Origin of the sequence: Butyricimonas sp. DFI.6.44 (assembly GCF_022132345.1) — a bacterium.
GTDB lineage: Bacteria > Bacteroidota > Bacteroidia > Bacteroidales > Marinifilaceae > Butyricimonas > Butyricimonas muris.
Map to the genome: position 1 here is coordinate 23,135 of NZ_JAKNJD010000011.1, position 18,459 is coordinate 41,593.

Annotated in this window: 13 protein-coding genes; all 13 read left to right on the forward strand. The window is 43.5% G+C overall.

Features of this window, described 5'->3' with window-relative positions; translation table 11 throughout:
- Nucleotides 1–60 precede the first annotated feature (60 nt).
- Nucleotides 61–522, forward strand: a complete 462-nt coding sequence (locus L0M98_RS15360; RefSeq protein WP_227216927.1) for a protein-disulfide reductase DsbD domain-containing protein — start codon at nucleotides 61–63, stop codon at nucleotides 520–522.
- A gap of 43 nt (nucleotides 523–565) precedes the next feature.
- Nucleotides 566–1,696 carry a CapA family protein gene (locus tag L0M98_RS15365; RefSeq protein WP_227216926.1) on the forward strand — a complete coding sequence of 377 codons (1,131 nt, stop codon included), beginning with the start codon at nucleotides 566–568 and terminating at the stop codon, nucleotides 1,694–1,696.
- A 177-nt stretch (nucleotides 1,697–1,873) separates the two neighbouring features.
- The gene (locus L0M98_RS15370; RefSeq protein WP_227216925.1) at nucleotides 1,874–2,500 is read left to right on the forward strand and encodes a carboxypeptidase-like regulatory domain-containing protein; all 627 of its coding nucleotides are present in this window, start codon (nucleotides 1,874–1,876) and stop codon (nucleotides 2,498–2,500) included.
- A 47-nt stretch (nucleotides 2,501–2,547) separates the two neighbouring features.
- Nucleotides 2,548–2,886 (forward strand): hypothetical protein, encoded by a 339-nt coding sequence (locus tag L0M98_RS15375; RefSeq protein WP_227216924.1) that lies wholly within the window; start codon nucleotides 2,548–2,550, stop codon nucleotides 2,884–2,886.
- A gap of 18 nt (nucleotides 2,887–2,904) precedes the next feature.
- Nucleotides 2,905–6,162, forward strand: coding sequence for a hypothetical protein (locus L0M98_RS15380; RefSeq protein WP_227216923.1), 3,258 nt, complete (start codon nucleotides 2,905–2,907; stop codon nucleotides 6,160–6,162).
- A gap of 93 nt (nucleotides 6,163–6,255) precedes the next feature.
- The gene (locus L0M98_RS15385; protein ID WP_099291077.1) at nucleotides 6,256–6,633 is read left to right on the forward strand and encodes a methylglyoxal synthase; all 378 of its coding nucleotides are present in this window, start codon (nucleotides 6,256–6,258) and stop codon (nucleotides 6,631–6,633) included.
- An 86-nt stretch (nucleotides 6,634–6,719) separates the two neighbouring features.
- Nucleotides 6,720–7,148: a DUF6769 family protein gene (locus tag L0M98_RS15390; RefSeq protein WP_227216922.1), complete on the forward strand. Its 429-nt coding sequence runs from the start codon at nucleotides 6,720–6,722 to the stop codon at nucleotides 7,146–7,148.
- 102 nt (nucleotides 7,149–7,250) lie between these two features.
- On the forward strand, nucleotides 7,251–8,519 hold the full coding sequence (locus tag L0M98_RS15395; protein ID WP_227216921.1) for an efflux RND transporter periplasmic adaptor subunit: 1,269 nt from the start codon (nucleotides 7,251–7,253) through the stop codon (nucleotides 8,517–8,519).
- 131 nt (nucleotides 8,520–8,650) lie between these two features.
- On the forward strand, nucleotides 8,651–11,755 hold the full coding sequence (locus tag L0M98_RS15400) for an efflux RND transporter permease subunit (protein WP_227216920.1): 3,105 nt from the start codon (nucleotides 8,651–8,653) through the stop codon (nucleotides 11,753–11,755).
- 17 nt (nucleotides 11,756–11,772) lie between these two features.
- Complete coding sequence (locus L0M98_RS15405) at nucleotides 11,773–12,960, forward strand: TolC family protein (RefSeq protein WP_227216919.1); 1,188 nt, start codon at nucleotides 11,773–11,775, stop codon at nucleotides 12,958–12,960.
- Nucleotides 12,961–13,072: 112 nt separating this feature from the next.
- The gene (locus L0M98_RS15410) at nucleotides 13,073–13,639 is read left to right on the forward strand and encodes a sigma-70 family RNA polymerase sigma factor (RefSeq protein ID WP_186974674.1); all 567 of its coding nucleotides are present in this window, start codon (nucleotides 13,073–13,075) and stop codon (nucleotides 13,637–13,639) included.
- A 90-nt stretch (nucleotides 13,640–13,729) separates the two neighbouring features.
- The gene (locus tag L0M98_RS15415) at nucleotides 13,730–14,893 is read left to right on the forward strand and encodes a FecR family protein (protein WP_227216918.1); all 1,164 of its coding nucleotides are present in this window, start codon (nucleotides 13,730–13,732) and stop codon (nucleotides 14,891–14,893) included.
- Between the two features lie 119 nt (nucleotides 14,894–15,012).
- Nucleotides 15,013–18,456 carry a SusC/RagA family TonB-linked outer membrane protein gene (locus tag L0M98_RS15420; RefSeq protein ID WP_237961756.1) on the forward strand — a complete coding sequence of 1,148 codons (3,444 nt, stop codon included), beginning with the start codon at nucleotides 15,013–15,015 and terminating at the stop codon, nucleotides 18,454–18,456.
- Nucleotides 18,457–18,459 lie beyond the last annotated feature (3 nt).

An 18,459-nucleotide genomic window follows, 5' to 3' on the forward strand; every position in this document is an offset into this window, starting at 1 on the left:
TTGTACTTTGCGTCACTAAATATTAGAGAGGAATTATTTTAAAAACTAATTGATTTACTCATGAAAAGACTTTTAATTCTTACAGCAATATTAACCATGATGGTTGGAGCTGCAAACTCACAGGTTTTAAAACCGGTGAAATGGCAAATTACTTTCAAGAAAGTCAGCGAAGGTGTTTATGACATCATCTGCAAGGCTACCATTGAAAGCGGCTGGCACCTGTATGATACGAAACTTCCGGAGAATGGTCCTCAACCAACCGTTTTCATCATGGACGAAGACGAATCATCCGATATTGAATTAGTTGGCGAATTCAAGGCTACCACAGAAGCGAAAGTAGAAAAAAGCGAAGCATTCAACATGGAATTGAAATATTTCGAGGAAACAGTTACTTTCGTTCAACGCGTGAAATTGAAAAAGGACACCGGTAAACTGGTAGGTACTGTTGAATACATGGCTTGCTCAGGCTCTCAATGTATTCCTCCCGCCGAAGAAGAATTTGAATTTGAATTGAAGAAATAAATTGAAAGCCGTCTTCGGACGGCTTTTTTTATACCTCTCTCGTATGGCATCGAGGATTCGACATACCCTCATTCTGATCATATGGATTACCATCCTTCTTCTCGCCTGCAAAGAGGAGAAGAAACCCGCACGAGCAGATCATGCTATACAGATACCGGCAACACCCGACACCGTTTCTTTATTCTTTTGCGGGGATATCATCCAACATCTACCCCAGATATACGACGCACACAACCCGACCGAGAAAGATTACAAATACCTGAAATGCTTCCGGTATATCGCACCTTATTGGCACGACTCGGATTTTGTAATCGCGAACTTGGAAACTACCCTCTCCGATAAAGAATACTCCGGGTATCCTCGTTTCAGTTCTCCTTGGCAAATAGCAAGAGATCTGCAACGTCTGGGAGTAACGACGTTCGTCACGGCGAACAACCATTGTTGCGACCAACTGGCTCGAGGCATCACGAAAACAATTTATTACCTCGATTCGCTGGGCATCGCCCACACGGGCATCTTCATGGATACGTTAAGTTATAAAAAAAGGAATCCGCTCTACCTTCGGAAAGACAATTTCAAAATCGCACTGTTAAACTACACGTACGGTACAAACGGACTTCCCATCCCGAAAGGTTTTGTCGTTTCCCTCATCGACACCACGGTTATCAAACGGGATATTCAGCAAGCCAAACGAGATTCGGCGACCAATATCATTGCTTTCATGCACTGGGGATACGAGTATCACACCTCCCCCAATAAAGAACAGAAAGCCCTCGCCACATGGCTACACGCACAAGGGGCAGACATCGTCATCGGTTCACACCCCCACGTGGTACAACCTATCGAATACATCTTATCGGGCAAAGACACCGTTGGAGTTACCGCCTATTCACTCGGCAATTTCATTTCAAACCAATCTTATAAAGGTACCGACGGAGGTATTTGTATCCGCTTAACTTTAACCCGCCCGGAAGCAAAAACCACCCGTTACACCATGGAAACAATCAAGTTCTACACATACCGCCCGTTCGAGGAAGGACGCACCCGCTATTACGTCGTCCCCGAAGCCCTCTCCGACAGCATCATAAAATATTACCACCTCATCAAAAGCAAACGCTTTTTCAAACAAACCGACTCCATACTGAATAGCCATTTTAATTCACACAAAAACTAACAACCAATCCTATTCTCTCTGCCACAAGCTATCATTAAGTATATATAACTATATTTAATTTTTGCTAAATATTTATATTAAAACACTCCATAAAATCAATATTATGTGTTTTATATAAAAAGATATTGCGTTTTTGAAATAGCAGATTATAATATACGGAAACTAACAATTGAAACTATGGAAACAAAAAAAATCTTGCTTATTATCGTGTGTGCAATTTGCACAATGGTATATGGATGTACCAATGATAAGGTTACATACGAAGGGTACGTACGAGACGCAGAAACCGGAGAACCTTTAAATGAAGTAAATATTACGTTATTAACAAAAAAAGAAAAAAATGCTGTAAACGTGAAAACTAATTCTGATGGGTACTATAAGTTAGTTTTCCCCTATCTGGATTCTATCGTCAAAATTGGATATTCACTCAATCCTTATCGAGGAGTGTTGAAAGAAACTAAAATTCCAAGAAAAGAATATAAAAACAACAAGGGAAATATAAAAAGTCCGGATGTCATGCTGAATATCGTAAACTCTCCACACATGGTGTATTATAGAGGAAGGGTAGTTGATAGTTCAAATCAAAAACCTATTCCAGAAGTAAATGTCGGGGTTAGTGGCTCAATCCTTTTTACAACATCTAAAGCAGGTAAGTATGCTTTAGGGTTCTGCAAAGGGCAAACAAAGCAAAAATTATTTTTCCAAAAAGAAGGTTATATCACGGTGGAATATGATACAATTTTACAGCCATTGGGAGTAATCATGCTCGCACCGGATGTTGTAATGCAAAAAGTAAAAGAATGAGATTTTTTTATACATGATTTATTATTATTAATTCAAAAACAAACATTATGAAAATTTTTATTTATTTGTCAATTATGACTTGTTTACTAATGGGATCGAAGGCAATAAAGGAACCGGGATTCGTTAATGGTAAAGTAGAAAATGGCAAAGGCTCAGGAGTTTCTGATGTGGAAATTTTTCTTGATGAAAGTGGAGCACGGATTGGAAGTACTAATTGGTTCGGAAATTTTACACTTAAATTTATGTTAGATAAAGGAGAACTAAAACATTTTCAAGTGAAATTCATGAAGGACGGGTATAATGAGTTACAAACCTCCGTAAATGCAGAGGGAGGAACCACTAAAACATATAATGCTCCTTTCATTATGTCGGAAGCAGGAGTATAAATTTCATAAAAGATTCGGATGAGTACTATTTTCATTATTGCTAAATATGAACTCAAAATTGGAAGAAGGAATTGGTTATTTCGCTTTTTCTTAGTCTTGATTATTTTCGTAACAAGCTATTATCACTTGTATTTACAAACGTATTCTGCAAGCTACGAGATGGTTACTCTTCCGAGTTCTTTTCCGTTAATAAATTCATTCCTCTTCAACTTTTTACAATCACTTCTCTTTTGCTTTGTCGTAGTGGATTTATTTTCCCGAGAAAAAGAAATAGATTCCTTGGAAGTAATACGAACTCGCCCTTACAACAATTTAAGCTATTTCCTAGGAAAGCTATTCGGATTTGTTTCATTGTATTTTGTTTTAAGCTTGGCTTCAGCCGGAGTTGCTCTTTTCATTCATGTATTCATGAGTGACTCTCCTTTTTGTGGCTGGCTTTATTTTTTCTACCCGTTGACCTTTTCTTTGCCAACATTCATCTTTGTATTGGGATTATCTATTTGGATCGTTGAGTTATTGCGGAATCGCATGCTTGCTATATTGATTTTACTTTGCATATTATACCTAATTATCGCTTATTGCAAATCGTTATTACCCCTTGATTTATTTGCCCGAGAATTACCAAATGGTTATTCAAATATCACAGGACTCATGGCTCTAAAAGGGTATTTAGCACAACGTTTTTCGTTCTTCTTCGTAGGCACCGGATTATTATTGAGTTCTTTTAGTTTTCAACGACGATTGGATTCTTGTCGCCACAAGGGAAGTTATTTCCATTTGCTAGGCTTACTTTTAATATTGGTTGGTTATGTTTTGGGATATTCCAACATATATCGTTTAAAAGAAGAACAATCCATTCGAAACGAATTCAGAAATGTTTATAATAAATATACATCTTCCCACAAGACAACGATTTCCTATCATTCAATCACCTGTCGCCTACATAAAGAAAAAATATATATGCAAAGTAACTTTATAGTGGAAAACCTTGAGTCAGTATCCTTAAAACAAGTGGTATTATATTTAAATCCATCTTTAATAGTAACCCATGTGACGAATGACAATAAACCGATATCTTTTAAACGCGATAAACAAGCCATTATAATAGATATCCCGTTAATGCCGGGGGCAAAGACCTCTCTTGTGTTAGAATACGAAGGAAAAGTGGATGATAGAATCTGTTATTTGGATATACCTGACAAAGATTATTATCATCCCGGTTATAAATGGCAGGCTTATGTTCCTGAACGACGCTTTAGCTTTGTTTCCGATAATTTTACATTACTACTTCCGGAGTGTTTATGGTATCCTGTAACCCAACCGCCTATAAATATAAAATCTCCATACGAAACAGCGATAAATTTGTGTCAATATAACCTTCAAGTTTTACAAACGACTACTAATACCATTGTTTCTCAAGGGAGTAAATCATTCCGCGGAGATACCGTATGTTTTACCACCTCCGAAAAACTTCCGGGGCTTACCCTTTGCATTGGTCCGTTTGAACAAACATCAGCCCAAGTGAATAGTAACTGGAGAATAACAAGCATGCCTGTTAAAGAACATACAATATGGCCGTATTCAACAAAGTTTATGGCAACACAGATTTTCCCTCACGTGGAGGATTATGGATACACCTATCCTACTGAGAACCTATTCTTTATAGAAGTACCCGCTTCGGTTACTTCTTATTTTCGTTCTTGGAAAAATTCAAGTGAATTAGTCCAACCGGGAATGGTTTTACTACAAGAAGGAAAAGAGGCGGGATGGAAAGGTCAAGAAGAATTCCAAGATCCAAAGATAATAGAATGGTATCATATCAATTCTTTATTAGATCCTTATTTCACACAACAATCTCCACATAAGCGTAGAAATCATGTGATGTATTCTATAACATTTTCTTCCCAAGAAATAGAGTATCGTGAAAAACATAAATATTGTTTACGACCTATATTCATAACAGGATATGTGACCCCCTTGGAATTCCCGATTTTAAATGTCATCATGAGAAACTTGAAAGCGCCGAACCCATGCTCAGATATGGATATAACACTCGCTCAATTATATTTAACTGAAAATCATTCACTCAAAGACGCCTTACATGAAAAGGGGATGGACAGGAACATCTTGGATGCCGTGATTTATTTGAAAAGACAAGAATTAGCGAATTATTTACGTTTACATTCTTCAGAAGAACAATTCGAATTATTTTGTCAAGAATTTATGTATTCACCAAAATACAATTGGGAACAATTTAAACTAAAAATTCAACAATATTTTAATATTGACATAACAGACTTTCTCCACAAGTGGTATAATTCAACATCTCTACCTTTTTTTGAGATTAAAGATGTACGCCGTTTGAGAGGGGAAGAACCAGACAAACACTTTACCCGTCTGAAAATAAGGAACGTGGGTTTCTCCGACGGAATTGTCTCCTTAACTGCAAACATGCATGATAACCGAGAACAAAAATATTATTACTTATTAGAACGGGGAGCATGTAAAGAAATTTCTATAAAAGGGAAAATATATAATTTGCATGTAAATACAGGAAATTCTTTGAATATTCCAGCTTCTTTTTCTTATGAATGGCGTGATGCTGTAACGGATTATTCTCATGATACGATTTCAGGAATTTATGATATTAATGAACGTGAATTCACCCCCGTTCATGGTGAAATTATTGTGGATAATACAGATCCCGGATTCCAATTAATCTCTCCACCGGAAAAATTATTTATAACTTGGTTCAAACACAAAAATCAGAACGAAAATTATCATACTGCACATTGGTCAAATTTAATTACTAATTCATGTCATGGATATGGGAAACGTGATGCTTGGTATACATATGCAGGCAAAGGAGATTGTAAAGCTATATGGGAAACTCATATAGAAGAGGCAGGAAATTATGAAGTATTTGTAAATAACGTAAAATATCAAACTTATGACAATCAAGGAATAAACATTCACACTTCTTCAGGATATAACAGTACAGTTTATTATACCGTACGTAGCACCCAAGGTGACAAAGAAATTGTCTTTTCTCCGGGAAGAAAAGCAGCAGGCTGGGTTACTTTAGGAAAATTTTATTTCGCTCAAGGTATTACTCAAGTAGTTTTGGATAACCGGGGAGATAGAAGCGATAAAAAGGAAAATAATTATAGTCTGAATTTGAGGCGAATGATGAACTGGAAAAGTAATATGCGAATAACAGTATATGAAAGACAGCTCATTGTTGCAGATGCCGTAAAATGGGTAAAAGTGGAATAATTCACTTTTACACTTTGTTCAAACTTTCCCCCGAATCATTTCATTTTTGCCCGACTTAATTATATATTTGCTGTAACGTAAAAAAATCACACTATGAAACTAGCAGTAATTGCACACGACGGGAAAAAAGCAGAAATGGTCGCTTTCCTAAACAGGCATTATGATTTCATGCATTCGGCAAACATTGAAATCATCGCAACCGGAACCACCGGGAAACACGCTCAAGACGCGGGATTAAAAGTTGAACGTTTGCTTTCAGGCCCTATCGGGGGAGATGCACAGATAGCGGCACAGGTCGCAGAACATAAAGTACAAATGGTCTTCTTCTTCCGTGATCCGCTGGACAAACATCCACATGAACCGGACGTACAAATGCTCATGCGTGTTTGCGACGTACATAATGTACCATTGGCAACCAATCCCGCCTCGGCAGAATTGATGCTTCGCGGATACGAAACCATGAACAAGTAATTGTTAATAATTTATTAAAGCTCACGCAAACATTTGCATATCTGCATTCTATACCCTAAATTTGCAGATAGTTAATAATATGCGCCATGAGGAAACGCCAGTTAGCAATTATACCGCTTCTTGTTGCCTGCATCACGATGCTGGTGACAACGGTTTTACCTCACCACCATCATGGCTCTCTCATCTGTTTCACCGCAACACATTGTATCGAACAACAAGAAGGAAATACTTGTCAACACAATCATAGTTCCAACTCTTGTGAAAAAGAATGCGAAGTAAAACAGCTTTTTGAAACAGACATAATAAAAGAACACAATCATGAATGTTCATGTTGTCCGGATCTGACTCCGGAGCATCTACTTCTCCCGTTATTTATCATTACAGGAGAAAACTATTTATCCTTATTCCCGGAAGACACGCGAATAACACCGCCCACATTCTATCGGGAACGACTCCACGCCATCACGTGGAGCATGACTTCTGCCGGACGTGCACCACCTACCGTATTAGCTTAAAGAAATCGTTCCGGATTTCATTCTTTGTATTCACCGCGATCCGGTAAAATACATTACCTACATTTATTCGATTTATATACTCATAACAAATAACTTATTCATATGAGAACATTTTTTTATGCTATTACAATATTAGCAATCTCACTTGTCGGATGCAAGAGTAACTCATCACAAGACAAACACAAACATTCCGAAACGGAAACCCATGCAGGACACGACCATGCTCATGACCACAACCATGACAAGGAGCACGATCATGATCCGAAACACGATCACAGTCACGACCACGAAACCGCGGAAGAACACGCCGCACACAGCCACGAGGCAGAAGAAGCAAAACACAGCGACGAGATAATCTTTTCCAAAGAGCAAGCCGCTAAAACAAATTTCGAAGTACAAGAGATACAGCCCGGCAGTTTCAACCAAGTGGTAAAAACCTCCGGACAAATAATGGCAGCCCCCGGTGACGAAGCAGTTGTCGTTGCCACCAGCAACGGTATAGTATCCTTTACCTCCAACAAATTGAGTGAAGGTACCGCCGTCAAAAAAGGGCAATCCCTATTCCAAATATCATCCAAGAACATGGCAGAAGGAGATTATTACACGAAAGTAAAAGCCACCTACGAAACGGCAAAAGCCAATCACGACAGGGCTGAATCGCTCGTGAAAGATAAAATCATCTCTCAAAAAGAATTCGAAGCCGCCCGTTTGGAATACGAGAACGCCAGAACAGCATACGAGGCCGTATCGGGAGCCAAAACAGAGAAAGGTGTAAGTGTAAACGCCCCGATCAACGGGCATATCAAAAACATACTGGTAAAAGAAGGAGAATACATCACAGCCGGACAAGCACTGGCAACCGTTTCACAAAACCAACGGTTAGTACTCCGTGCCGAGGTATCCCAAAGATACTACAACGCACTGAAGAGCATCAATAGCGCCAACTTCAAAACCCCGTATGACAACCACGTGTACGAACTGGCAGACCTGAACGGACGCCTGCTCTCTTTCGGAAAGACTTCCGACAACAACTCATTCTTCGTACCCGTGTCATTCGAATTTGACAACAAGGGAGAAGTCATCCCCGGCTCATTTGTTGAAGTATATCTTATTTCATCCCCGATAGAAAATACCTTGAGTATCCCCGTTTCCGCGCTGACAAATGAAATGGGCTTCTTCTACGTCTACGTGCAAATCGACGACGAAGGCTACCGCAAACAAGAGGTTACCCTTGGCGCCAACAATGGCAAAGAAGTACAGGTACTAAAAGGACTGCACCCCGGCGACCGTGTCGTAACTCAAGGAGCCTACCAAGTAAAAATGGCCTCCGCGTCAGGTGCAATACCTCATGGACATAGCCATGAACATTAATCAATTGAAAATGGAGAATTGAAAATTGAAAATGAAAAGATATACAGCGTTATCAATTGTCTGCAAGAGGAGTTAGAGAGGGAAATTCTTAAATCTAAAATCTAAAATTTAAAATCATAAATTAATTTCGGATGTTAAATAAGATCATACAATATTCATTACACAACCGACTGGTGGTAATGATCGCGTCGATTGTCCTGCTTTTGTGGGGTTCTTACACGGCGCACAAAATGGAAGTGGACGTATTTCCGGACTTGAATGCCCCGACAGTGGTAGTCATGACCGAGGCACAGGGTATGGCACCCGAAGAAGTAGAACGGATGGTAACCTTCCCCATCGAAACAGCGGTAAACGGAGCAACCGACGTGCGCAGCGTGAGATCATCCTCCACGACAGGATTCTCCGTCGTGTGGGTGCAATTCGACTGGGGCACCAATATATACACTGCACGACAAATTGTTTCCGAAAAACTATCTACCCTCGGAGATGCCCTTCCGGGTAACGTGGGAAGTCCCACTCTCGGTCCGCAATCCTCCATCTTGGGAGAAATGATGATTTTCGGATTGACCTCCGACACGACCTCTTTACAGGACTTGCGTACCATTGCCGACTGGACAATCCGTCCCCGCCTGCTCTCCACGGGGGGCGTGGCACAGGTAACCGTTATCGGCGGCGATATCAAAGAGTACCAGATACTTCTCGATCCTGCCCGTATGAAACACTACGGCATCACCATGGACGAAGTACTGGCCGTGGTGGATAACATGAACCAGAACTCCACGGGAGGCATCCTCTACGAGTACGGTAACGAGTACATCGTGCAAGGTATTCTCGCAACCGACAATGTTGAAGAACTCGGCAAAGGAGTCGTGAAAACAGTAGACAATATACCTGTCCTTTTATCGGACATCGCCACGGTACAAATCGGGCAAAAAGAACCCAAACTGGGACTGGCATCCGAAAAGGGACATCCTGCCGTGTTAATCACGATCACTAAACAACCTAATTCCAACACGTTGGAATTAACGGACAAACTGGACAACGCCATCTCGGAATTGCAAAAGACATTGCCCTCGGACGTGCAAATCTCTTCCGACATTTTCCGTCAATCCCGTTTTATCGAGAGTTCAATCTCCAACATACAGAAAGCCCTGTTCGAGGGGGCAATCTTCGTGATTATCGTACTCTTCTTCTTCTTGATGAACGTACGTACCACCATTATATCGCTGGTAGCATTGCCCTTGTCATTACTCGTGGCAATTCTAACCTTACACGCCTTGGGATTAACCATCAACACGATGAGTTTGGGAGGACTCGCCATAGCCATCGGCTCCTTGGTCGATGATGCCATTGTCGATGTCGAAAACGTGTATAAACGACTGCGGGAAAATCAACAAAGACCGACGGGCGAACGTCTTTCTTCCCTAAAAATCGTGTTCGAGGCATCCAAAGAAGTACGTATGCCCATTCTGAACTCCACGCTAATCATCGTGGCTTGCTTCTTGCCCCTGTTCTTCCTTTCCGGCATGGAAGGACGCATGTTGATACCGCTGGGAATCGCTTTCATCGTGGCACTTTTCGCTTCCACGGTAGTAGCTTTGACCTTAACCCCGGTATTATGCAGCTATATCCTCACCACCCCGAAAGCATTGAAAAAAAGCGAGAAGGAACCCATTGTTTCCCGCACGCTGAAAAAATGGTATAAAAAAGCCTTGGAATGGGCTCTCCGCCACAAGAAAGTAGTTATCGGAACCAGTGCCGCCCTGTTAATCTTCACGATCATCATCATGACCGGATTGGGACGTAGCTTCCTGCCCCCGTTCAACGAGGGGTCGCTCACCATCAATACCAGCACCATGCCGGGTATCTCACTGGAAGAATCCGACAAGATGGGACGAATGGCAGAAGAAATATTACTGGGTATCCCGGAAATACAGACTGTTGCCCGCAAGACCGGACGTGCCGAATTAGACGAACACGCCTTGGGAGTCAACGTATCGGAAATCGAAGCTCCTTTCGAACTTGACAAACGCTCCCGGGAAGAATTTCTTGCCGACGTGCGCGAGCAATTGGGTAAACTACAAGGCATGAACATTGAAATCGGGCAACCGATCTCCCACCGTATCGACGCCATGTTGTCCGGAACGAAAGCAAACATAGCCATTAAGCTATTCGGTAACGATTTGAACAAACTGTACACCATCGGGGGGCAAATCAAAGACGCCATTCAAGGCATCGACGGCATCGCCGATCTGACTCTGGAACAACAAATCGAGCGCCCGCAACTACAAATCAAACCGAAACGGGATATGCTCGCCAAATACGGCATTACCTTGCCCGAATTCTCCGAGTTCATCAACGTGGCACTCTCCGGTAGAGTCATATCCCAAGTGTACGAGGGCGGTCGGGTATTCGACCTCACCGTGAAAGTACACGACAACAACCGGGTAAACATGGAAGAAATCGGTAACTTGATGATTGACGCCAACGGACAAAAAGTACCGCTTCACTACGTGGCTGAAATACTCCCTTCCGTGGGACCGAACACCATCAGCCGGGAAAACGTGCAACGAAAAATAGTCGTATCCGCCAACGTGGCAGGACGTGACTTGAACGGTGTCGTGAAAGATATCCAAAAAACAGTAGACGAACAAATCTCCCTGCCCGAAGGCTATCACGTGGAATACGGCGGTCAATTCGAGAGTGAACAAGCGGCTTCACGCACCTTGTTCCTTACCTCTTTAATCTCTATCATGTTGATATTCCTGTTATTGTTCAACGAATTTCACAGTATGCCCTTATCCGGAATCATCATGCTGAACTTGCCCTTGGCTATCATCGGGGGAATCATCAGCATCTGGTTTACCTCGGGAATCATCAGCATTCCCGCTATTATCGGGTTTATCTCGTTATTCGGTATTGCCACCCGAAACGGAATCCTGCTCGTGTCGCACTACAACCACCTGCGGGAACAAGGTTTTTCGTTATACGAGAGTGTTATTCACGGTTCTCTCGATCGGTTGAACCCGATTCTGATGACAGCCTTAACCTCCGCCTTGGCATTGATTCCGCTTGCAGTCGGGGGAGACCTTCCGGGCAATGAAATCCAAAGCCCGCTGGCTCAAGTTATCTTGGGTGGATTATTAAGCTCTACCTTGTTGAACGGCTTCGTGGTTCCGATCATGTACATATTGCTTAACCACAAGCAAAAAAATATCGAAAACTTGGAAGCGTAACCTTTGAAACAAACAATATGAATACATATAAATTATACATATTAAGCATCATGCTGTTGGGCATCCTCTCCGCGAGGGCCCAAAGCAGCATCGACGAGGTTCTGAAAAGCGTCGAGAACAACAACAAATCGTTGCAAGCCAACGTAAAGATGACCGACGCCCAAAAACTGGAATCTCAAACCGGCAAATTTCTGGCTAACCCGACATTCGAGTGGGAACAAATGTGGGGCAATCGGAATAACCCCGGTTCGGAATATTCATTCACGGTAAAACAATCGTTGGACTTTCCCAACACGTACGCGAACAAGAACAAAATCGCCGCATTAAAGTCCGGCACATTCGACCTTCAATTCGCGGCTTACCGTCAACAACTTCTTCTGACGGCAAAACAAACCTGCATCGAGATCGTTTATCTCCGCAAACAAAAAGTCCTGCTGAACGAACGATTAAGTAATGCCGAGTCCATGTTTACCCTCTATCAAAAACGGTTAGCATCAGGAGACGCCAACCAATTGGAATTAAATAAAATCCAATTGGAATTACTCAACGCCCAGAACCAAAGCCGCTTGAATCAAGCCGCACTGAACGCCGCGTTGGAACAACTGCAAAACTTGAACGGCGGTAACCCGATCCCGTTCCAAAACACGGAATACCCGACAGGGGAAAGCTTAATCGACTTCGAGCAATTGCAAGCCGATTTCATCGCCGCCGATCCGAACTTGAAAGGCTTAGCCGAAGAGCAAGAGATTGCCAAACGGGAAGTGAAACTCAACCGCTCCCTCTCCTTGCCCAAATTCGACGTCGGTTACAAACGTAGCGCCTCATCGGGTAACGTCGCGTCCAACGGTTTCGTCGTGGGAGTATCCATCCCCCTTTTCGAAAACAAAAACACCGTCAAAAAAGCCAAAGCCCAAGCAGAATTCGCCACAGCCTCTCTCGAAGACAACCGGCTGAATCTTCGCACCAGCCTGCAACAACTCTACCATCAGGCAGAAGCCTTGCAGATCTCCCGTGAAGACTACGCCAAAGTCCTTGAACAACAGCGCAACGTGGAACTGCTCAACAAAGCCCTCAACGCCGGACAACTCTCCGTGATCGACTATTTCGTCGAACTCACCACTTTCTACGACAGCCAACAAAGCTATCTGGACGTGGAAAAAGAATACCACAACATTTTGGCTCAATTGTATCAATACAAACTATAGAGCACAGGAAACTCAACTAAAACAAGGAGGAATTCAGCAAGGTTGAATTCTTCCTTATTTTATATTCTGAATTTTATTATCTACCTTTGAGGAAAATAAAATAAGGAACTACATGCAAATCGCGGACACGGATATCCTCAATACATTCAAACAGAATGTCAATAAAGGAGGAAGTCTCCTCTTTCGGCGTTATTATAGACCTCTTATTCTATTTTCCAACTCCCTACTCAATGATGATACTTTTTCAGAAGATATCGTACAAGACGTTTTTTACCATTTCATCAACACCCATGCATACACCCGCGTCACCCCGGACACGTTAGCCGCGTTTCTCTTCCGGGCCGTGCGCAACCTCTGTGTAAACAAAATTCGAAATACCCGCGAATACACCTATGCCGAACTTCTCTCGTTCGAAGCCACCGAGGAAGAAGCTATAACGTTCTCCCCCGAACTCGTTGAGGCTATCCGCGAAGCTATCCGCCAATTACCTGAAAGAACCCGTGCCGTTATTCTCTCCATTATCGTGGAAAAGAAAAAATACAAAGAAACAGCGGAGTCCTTAAACGTTTCCGTCAATACAGTCAAAACCCTTCTCAATCATGGACTGCAACAACTTCGCCGACAATTTCCCGACCCGGCAATATTCCTTTTCATGCAATTCCGACAATCCTGTTTATAAGCAAGATATAACTTTTTCAAAAAAAAACGAAGAAATACATTCACCCATTTTCACTTTTCTACTATTATCTTATAGACAGAAACCAAAGCTATGATGACAATAGAAGAAAAACGTACACGAATACATGACTACCTGACCGGAACCATGGATGAAGAAAAACAGCAAGCATTCAATCATTGGTTAAAAAAAGACGAAGAAGCACAACTACTCTTCCGGGAAGAAGTCCGAAAATTCAGGCGTGTCGAATGGGCTGAACGGTGGGAGCAGGTAAACGACATGCAAGCGGAAAAACGAACCATGCAACGAATCCGCTCCCGAAGATTACAAAGATTACAGGTTCGCTACGCGGCAGCAGCTATCGTATTCATAGCCATCGGGATAACCACATGGTGGTGGTCAACAGCGAAACAGGAAGTCCGTCGTCCGGTAACAATACCTTTGACAAGCCGGCAAATGCCGGTATTAACCCTAAATAACGGGGAAGAAATCATTCTTCCCCTTGGTGATTCCACAACACTGCGTTCCGATGAAATAGATATCCGGCTGACCGATTTCGGGCGACTAGAGTACACGAACAAAACAAATAACGACAAAAAACAGATACGTTACAACAAATTGACAGTCCCTTATGGTTGTGAATTTAACGTAATGTTATCAGACGGTAGCCGAGTGTGGCTGAACGCGGGAAGCTCGTTACGGTATCCCGAAGTTTTTAGTGGCAAAACGCGGGAAGTATTTCTGGAAGGAGAAGGTTATTTTGAAGTAGAACGAGATGAACAAATCCCTTTTATCGTACAGACAAAAGAAATGAATGTACAGGTACTAGGTACAAGTTTCAATATACGTGCCTACGAGGACGATCAAAACGTAATTACCACACTCGTGACAGGCAAGGTCATACAACACTATCCGGGTATCGACACAAGCCTCGTGTTAACACCTTCCCTTCAAGCAGTGTTTAACCCGGAAAGCGGTTCATTGTCGGTTCAAAAAGTGAAAGTTCACACGGTACTCGCTTGGCACAATGGAAGAATCGCCATCAGTGATGCCCGTCTGGAAGACATTTTCAAAGAACTCTCCCGCTGGTATGATTTCGAGGTAATCTACTCGGATCCGTCATTAAAAGATGTTCGCTTTTACTTGCACTCTAATCGCTATGCAGAAATAGAGGGTGTACTGAAACACCTTCAAGCAACTTGCGGTGTACGATTCACTTATGTCGGAAAAACAATTTACGTGTTAGATAAAAAGTAAAGGGATGTCCCCACATCCCCTTACACGTTAGTAACTCCACGATACTAACGAAATGTTAATTAAAATAGTAGAACAAAGTTATGAAACAAAAACCAAAAATTCAACAAACGCTAAGAGAAATGAAATTATTAGCGTTATTTACACTTTTGGGCTTGTGTTCCGTCCGCGCGGTAGCACACGGACAGGAAACACGCATCGATTTACAGATGTCAGGCGTAACCCTGAGCGAAGTATTTCAACAAATCGAAGAGTTGACGGACTACATGTTCGTGTACAAGAGCGAAGACATACGTGCCGCGGGCAAAGTGAACGTGAACGCTCGCCAAATGATGGTAAAAGACGTGCTGGCACATTGCCTGCAAGGAACCGGATTAATATTTTCATTCCAAGATAACGTGATTGCCATCAAGCAAAAACTCGCGGATGAAAAAAAATCCGTGACAATAAAAGGATTTGTAACAGACGGCCAAGCCGTTCCGCTTCCGGGAGTAACCGTGAGAGTCGCCGGAACCACCGTGGGAACCGCCACGAACGTAAACGGTTGGTTCTCGATCACCTTGCCGATGACAAGCGGAGCTCTGGAATTTTCGTTCGTGGGATACCGGAAACAATCCGTGCCTTTTACCGAAAAGACAGACACGATACGCGTCAAACTCGAGGAAGACGTTGCCGATCTGGACGAAGTTGTCGTGCGGGCCTATGGCTCCCAAAACAAACGGGAAATGATCTCGGCCATATCTTCCGTGAAAGCGGATGAAATGAAAGAACTTCCGTCTGCAAGCATCACGAACATGTTGCAGGGACGTCTGGCAGGAGTCAACATTATCCAGCAATCGGGAGCCCCCGGCAGTGCCTCGGTTATCGCCGTGCGAGGCTTCAACTCCCTGCTCGTGGACGGAGCCAGCGACGGGCAACCGCTTTGGGTAGTTGATGGAGTACCCATGCACTCGTTCGTTTCTCCGGTAACAGGAACCAATACACTGGCAGACCTCGACCCGAGCATGATTGAATCCGTCGAAGTATTGAAAGACGCGGCTGCAGCCTCTATCTACGGTTCCCGTGCGGGCAACGGGGTCATTCTGGTAACCACTAAAAAAGGAAAAGCCGGGGCGGCAAAATTCGCTGCCAACATATCCTACACTTGGTCTAAAGTCATGGAATACCCCGTGCAAACCGGGGGACGCATGGATCGTTACCTGCAACTTTTAAACCGAAGAAACCAAACAAACTACTACATGGTATTCGGGGTAAACAGAGGCTTCTACTGGCCTACCTCCTACGAGGAAATCTGGAATAAAGCCGGCGTGTACGACGCTTTTTGGCAAAACGGACAGACGTCAAACGTTCGGGTAGAAATGAACCTGCAGGACAGCTTGGACCCTTACTACAACAATTGCACCAACTGGTGGAAATACGCCTTCCGCACGGGAAAAGTCCTGAATGCCAACATTCAGGCTTCGGGCGGTTCCGACAAATTCCAGTACATGATCGGAGCCGGGATCTATGACGAGAAAGGTATCATGGTCAATAGCGGTTATACCCGGGGCAACCTCATATCCAACACAACCGCTCAACTCACTCAAAGCCTGCGTTTAGACTCTCGTATCTATCTGGCATACGTCGACAGAACCATGAACAAATCGGGCAGCGGAAGCAGCCGCTACGAGAAAATGAGCGTCGTCCCCGAACAAATGAAAACTTATGAAGGAGCCAGCGACGAAATCGTCAGTGAATGGCTGGACGCGACCAAGGGCATCAAGGACAGAACTGACGACTACCGGGCTATGGCCAGCCTTTTCCTTGAATACAAATTCCTCAAAGGATTCAGCCTCTCCGCGTCCGGTAGTATAGACTACTCCCAAAACAACATGAACAAATTTACGCCCAGCACTCTGGACGAATCCTATCACGAAAACAAATCCCAAGGAGCTATCATGCGTAACTTAATGATCTCCACGGAAGAACTGTTCAAATACAACCGCAGCTTCAACGAAATCCACAACATTGACATCATGCTCGGTTTAAACATCAACAAAGAACAAAACCATTACATCGGGGGATACGGGAAACGCAGCAGCAGCGACAACGTCAACTACTACGACCCCTCGATCAACTCCCCGATTTACAATTACGGGACAGAACAAAGTCCGAGATGGGAATCAACTACCAGTTATGAATCCGACTTCGAAGAAAAAGTAATGGTCAGCTACTTCGGGCGTATCGGCTACAACTTCAAACAGCGCTACTTGATGGAATTTACCTTCCGCCGCGACGGCTCATCCACATTCGGTGAAGGCAATCGTTGGGCAAACTTTCCCTCCATCGCCTTGGGATGGAGCTTCTCGGAGGAACCATTTATAAAACGCTGGACAGGCAATTGGTTAAACTGGGGAAAACTTCGGGGAAGTTACGGAACCTCCGGACAAATATTCTCGGATGCATACCTCGCCCACGGCTTGATGAGAGCCAACATGACCTCCTTCCAGTTCCGCACGGGCGTGTACACGGGTACACCTGTGGCACCGGACTTGACTTGGGAAAAAACCGAACAATACGACTTGGGATTAGACCTCGATATGTTCAACTACCGCGTCAACCTGAAACTGGACTATTACTACAAATATACCAGTTCATTAATCATGAACGTCGGGTTACCCGGGGGATTCCTTCCCGTGAGCTCCCGCAAAGAAAATGCTATTGCCGTTTCCAACGAAGGTATCGAACTTGAAATACTGGCAGACATCCTGCGCGATCGAGCCGTAACATGGCGCACGAGATTCAACGTGGCTAAAGTATGGAACCGCTTGGAAGACTCTTACAGCGACAAAGACATCTCCATCCTGCGCAACAACCAACAAGACTGGTTTGTCATCGGTCGTCCGCTATTCGGGATGATGGTGTACAAACACAACGGCTTCTATAACTCGGATGATGAAGTACCCGTCTACTACAAGATAAACGGAGACGCCACCTACATCGGCGGAGTCACCAATCGCAGCAAGACAAGCGGCAAAGTCGGGGACTACAACCTAGCGGACTTCGATCATGACGGCTCGGCTGACAAATACAATGCGGGCTCACCCCTCCCTATCGCTTACGGGGGCTGGGTAAACGAACTTAAATGGAAAAACTTCGACATCAACATGTTATTCAGCTTCACGTTAGGCAGAAAAGTCATTCGCACCGCGGGCAACCAACTCTACGCCAATATCCCGCAAGCCTTCTTCGACAGTCGGGACGTGACCTTTTGGACTGCTCCCGGGGACAAGGCGGATTTCCCGAAATACGGCAAAATAATAGAGCCCATGCTGGATAGCAACATCGAAAAAGTACACTCCCTAAGTATGCGTCAATTAACCATGGGTTACAATTTCGAAGACAACTGGATACGCAAAGCCGGACTCTCCGGTATGCGCTTCTTCATGACCGTGGAAAATCTATTCTGCTGGAGCAACTATTCATACGGCAACCCGGAAACCATCGACGTTTACACGGGATTGGACGACGGCAAATCATACCCTCTGCCGCGAAAATGGACATTAGGTTTAACCCTTAATTTTTAATCT

Excerpts from the sequence above, each read along its gene's own strand:
- L0M98_RS15420 (WP_237961756.1), top strand. The coding sequence starts at position 15,013 with ATGAAATTATTAGCGTTATTTACACTTTTGGGCTTGTGTTCCGTCCGC.
- L0M98_RS15380 (WP_227216923.1), top strand. The coding sequence starts at position 2,905 with ATGAGTACTATTTTCATTATTGCTAAATATGAACTCAAAATTGGAAGA.
- L0M98_RS15410 (WP_186974674.1), top strand. The coding sequence starts at position 13,073 with ATGCAAATCGCGGACACGGATATCCTCAATACATTCAAACAGAATGTC.
- L0M98_RS15370 (WP_227216925.1), top strand. The coding sequence starts at position 1,874 with ATGGAAACAAAAAAAATCTTGCTTATTATCGTGTGTGCAATTTGCACA.
- L0M98_RS15400 (WP_227216920.1), top strand. The coding sequence starts at position 8,651 with ATGTTAAATAAGATCATACAATATTCATTACACAACCGACTGGTGGTA.
- L0M98_RS15360 (WP_227216927.1), top strand. The coding sequence starts at position 61 with ATGAAAAGACTTTTAATTCTTACAGCAATATTAACCATGATGGTTGGA.
- L0M98_RS15385 (WP_099291077.1), top strand. The coding sequence starts at position 6,256 with ATGAAACTAGCAGTAATTGCACACGACGGGAAAAAAGCAGAAATGGTC.
- L0M98_RS15375 (WP_227216924.1), top strand. The coding sequence starts at position 2,548 with ATGAAAATTTTTATTTATTTGTCAATTATGACTTGTTTACTAATGGGA.
- L0M98_RS15365 (WP_227216926.1), top strand. The coding sequence starts at position 566 with ATGGCATCGAGGATTCGACATACCCTCATTCTGATCATATGGATTACC.
- L0M98_RS15390 (WP_227216922.1), top strand. The coding sequence starts at position 6,720 with ATGAGGAAACGCCAGTTAGCAATTATACCGCTTCTTGTTGCCTGCATC.
- L0M98_RS15395 (WP_227216921.1), top strand. The coding sequence starts at position 7,251 with ATGAGAACATTTTTTTATGCTATTACAATATTAGCAATCTCACTTGTC.
- L0M98_RS15405 (WP_227216919.1), top strand. The coding sequence starts at position 11,773 with ATGAATACATATAAATTATACATATTAAGCATCATGCTGTTGGGCATC.
- L0M98_RS15415 (WP_227216918.1), top strand. The coding sequence starts at position 13,730 with ATGATGACAATAGAAGAAAAACGTACACGAATACATGACTACCTGACC.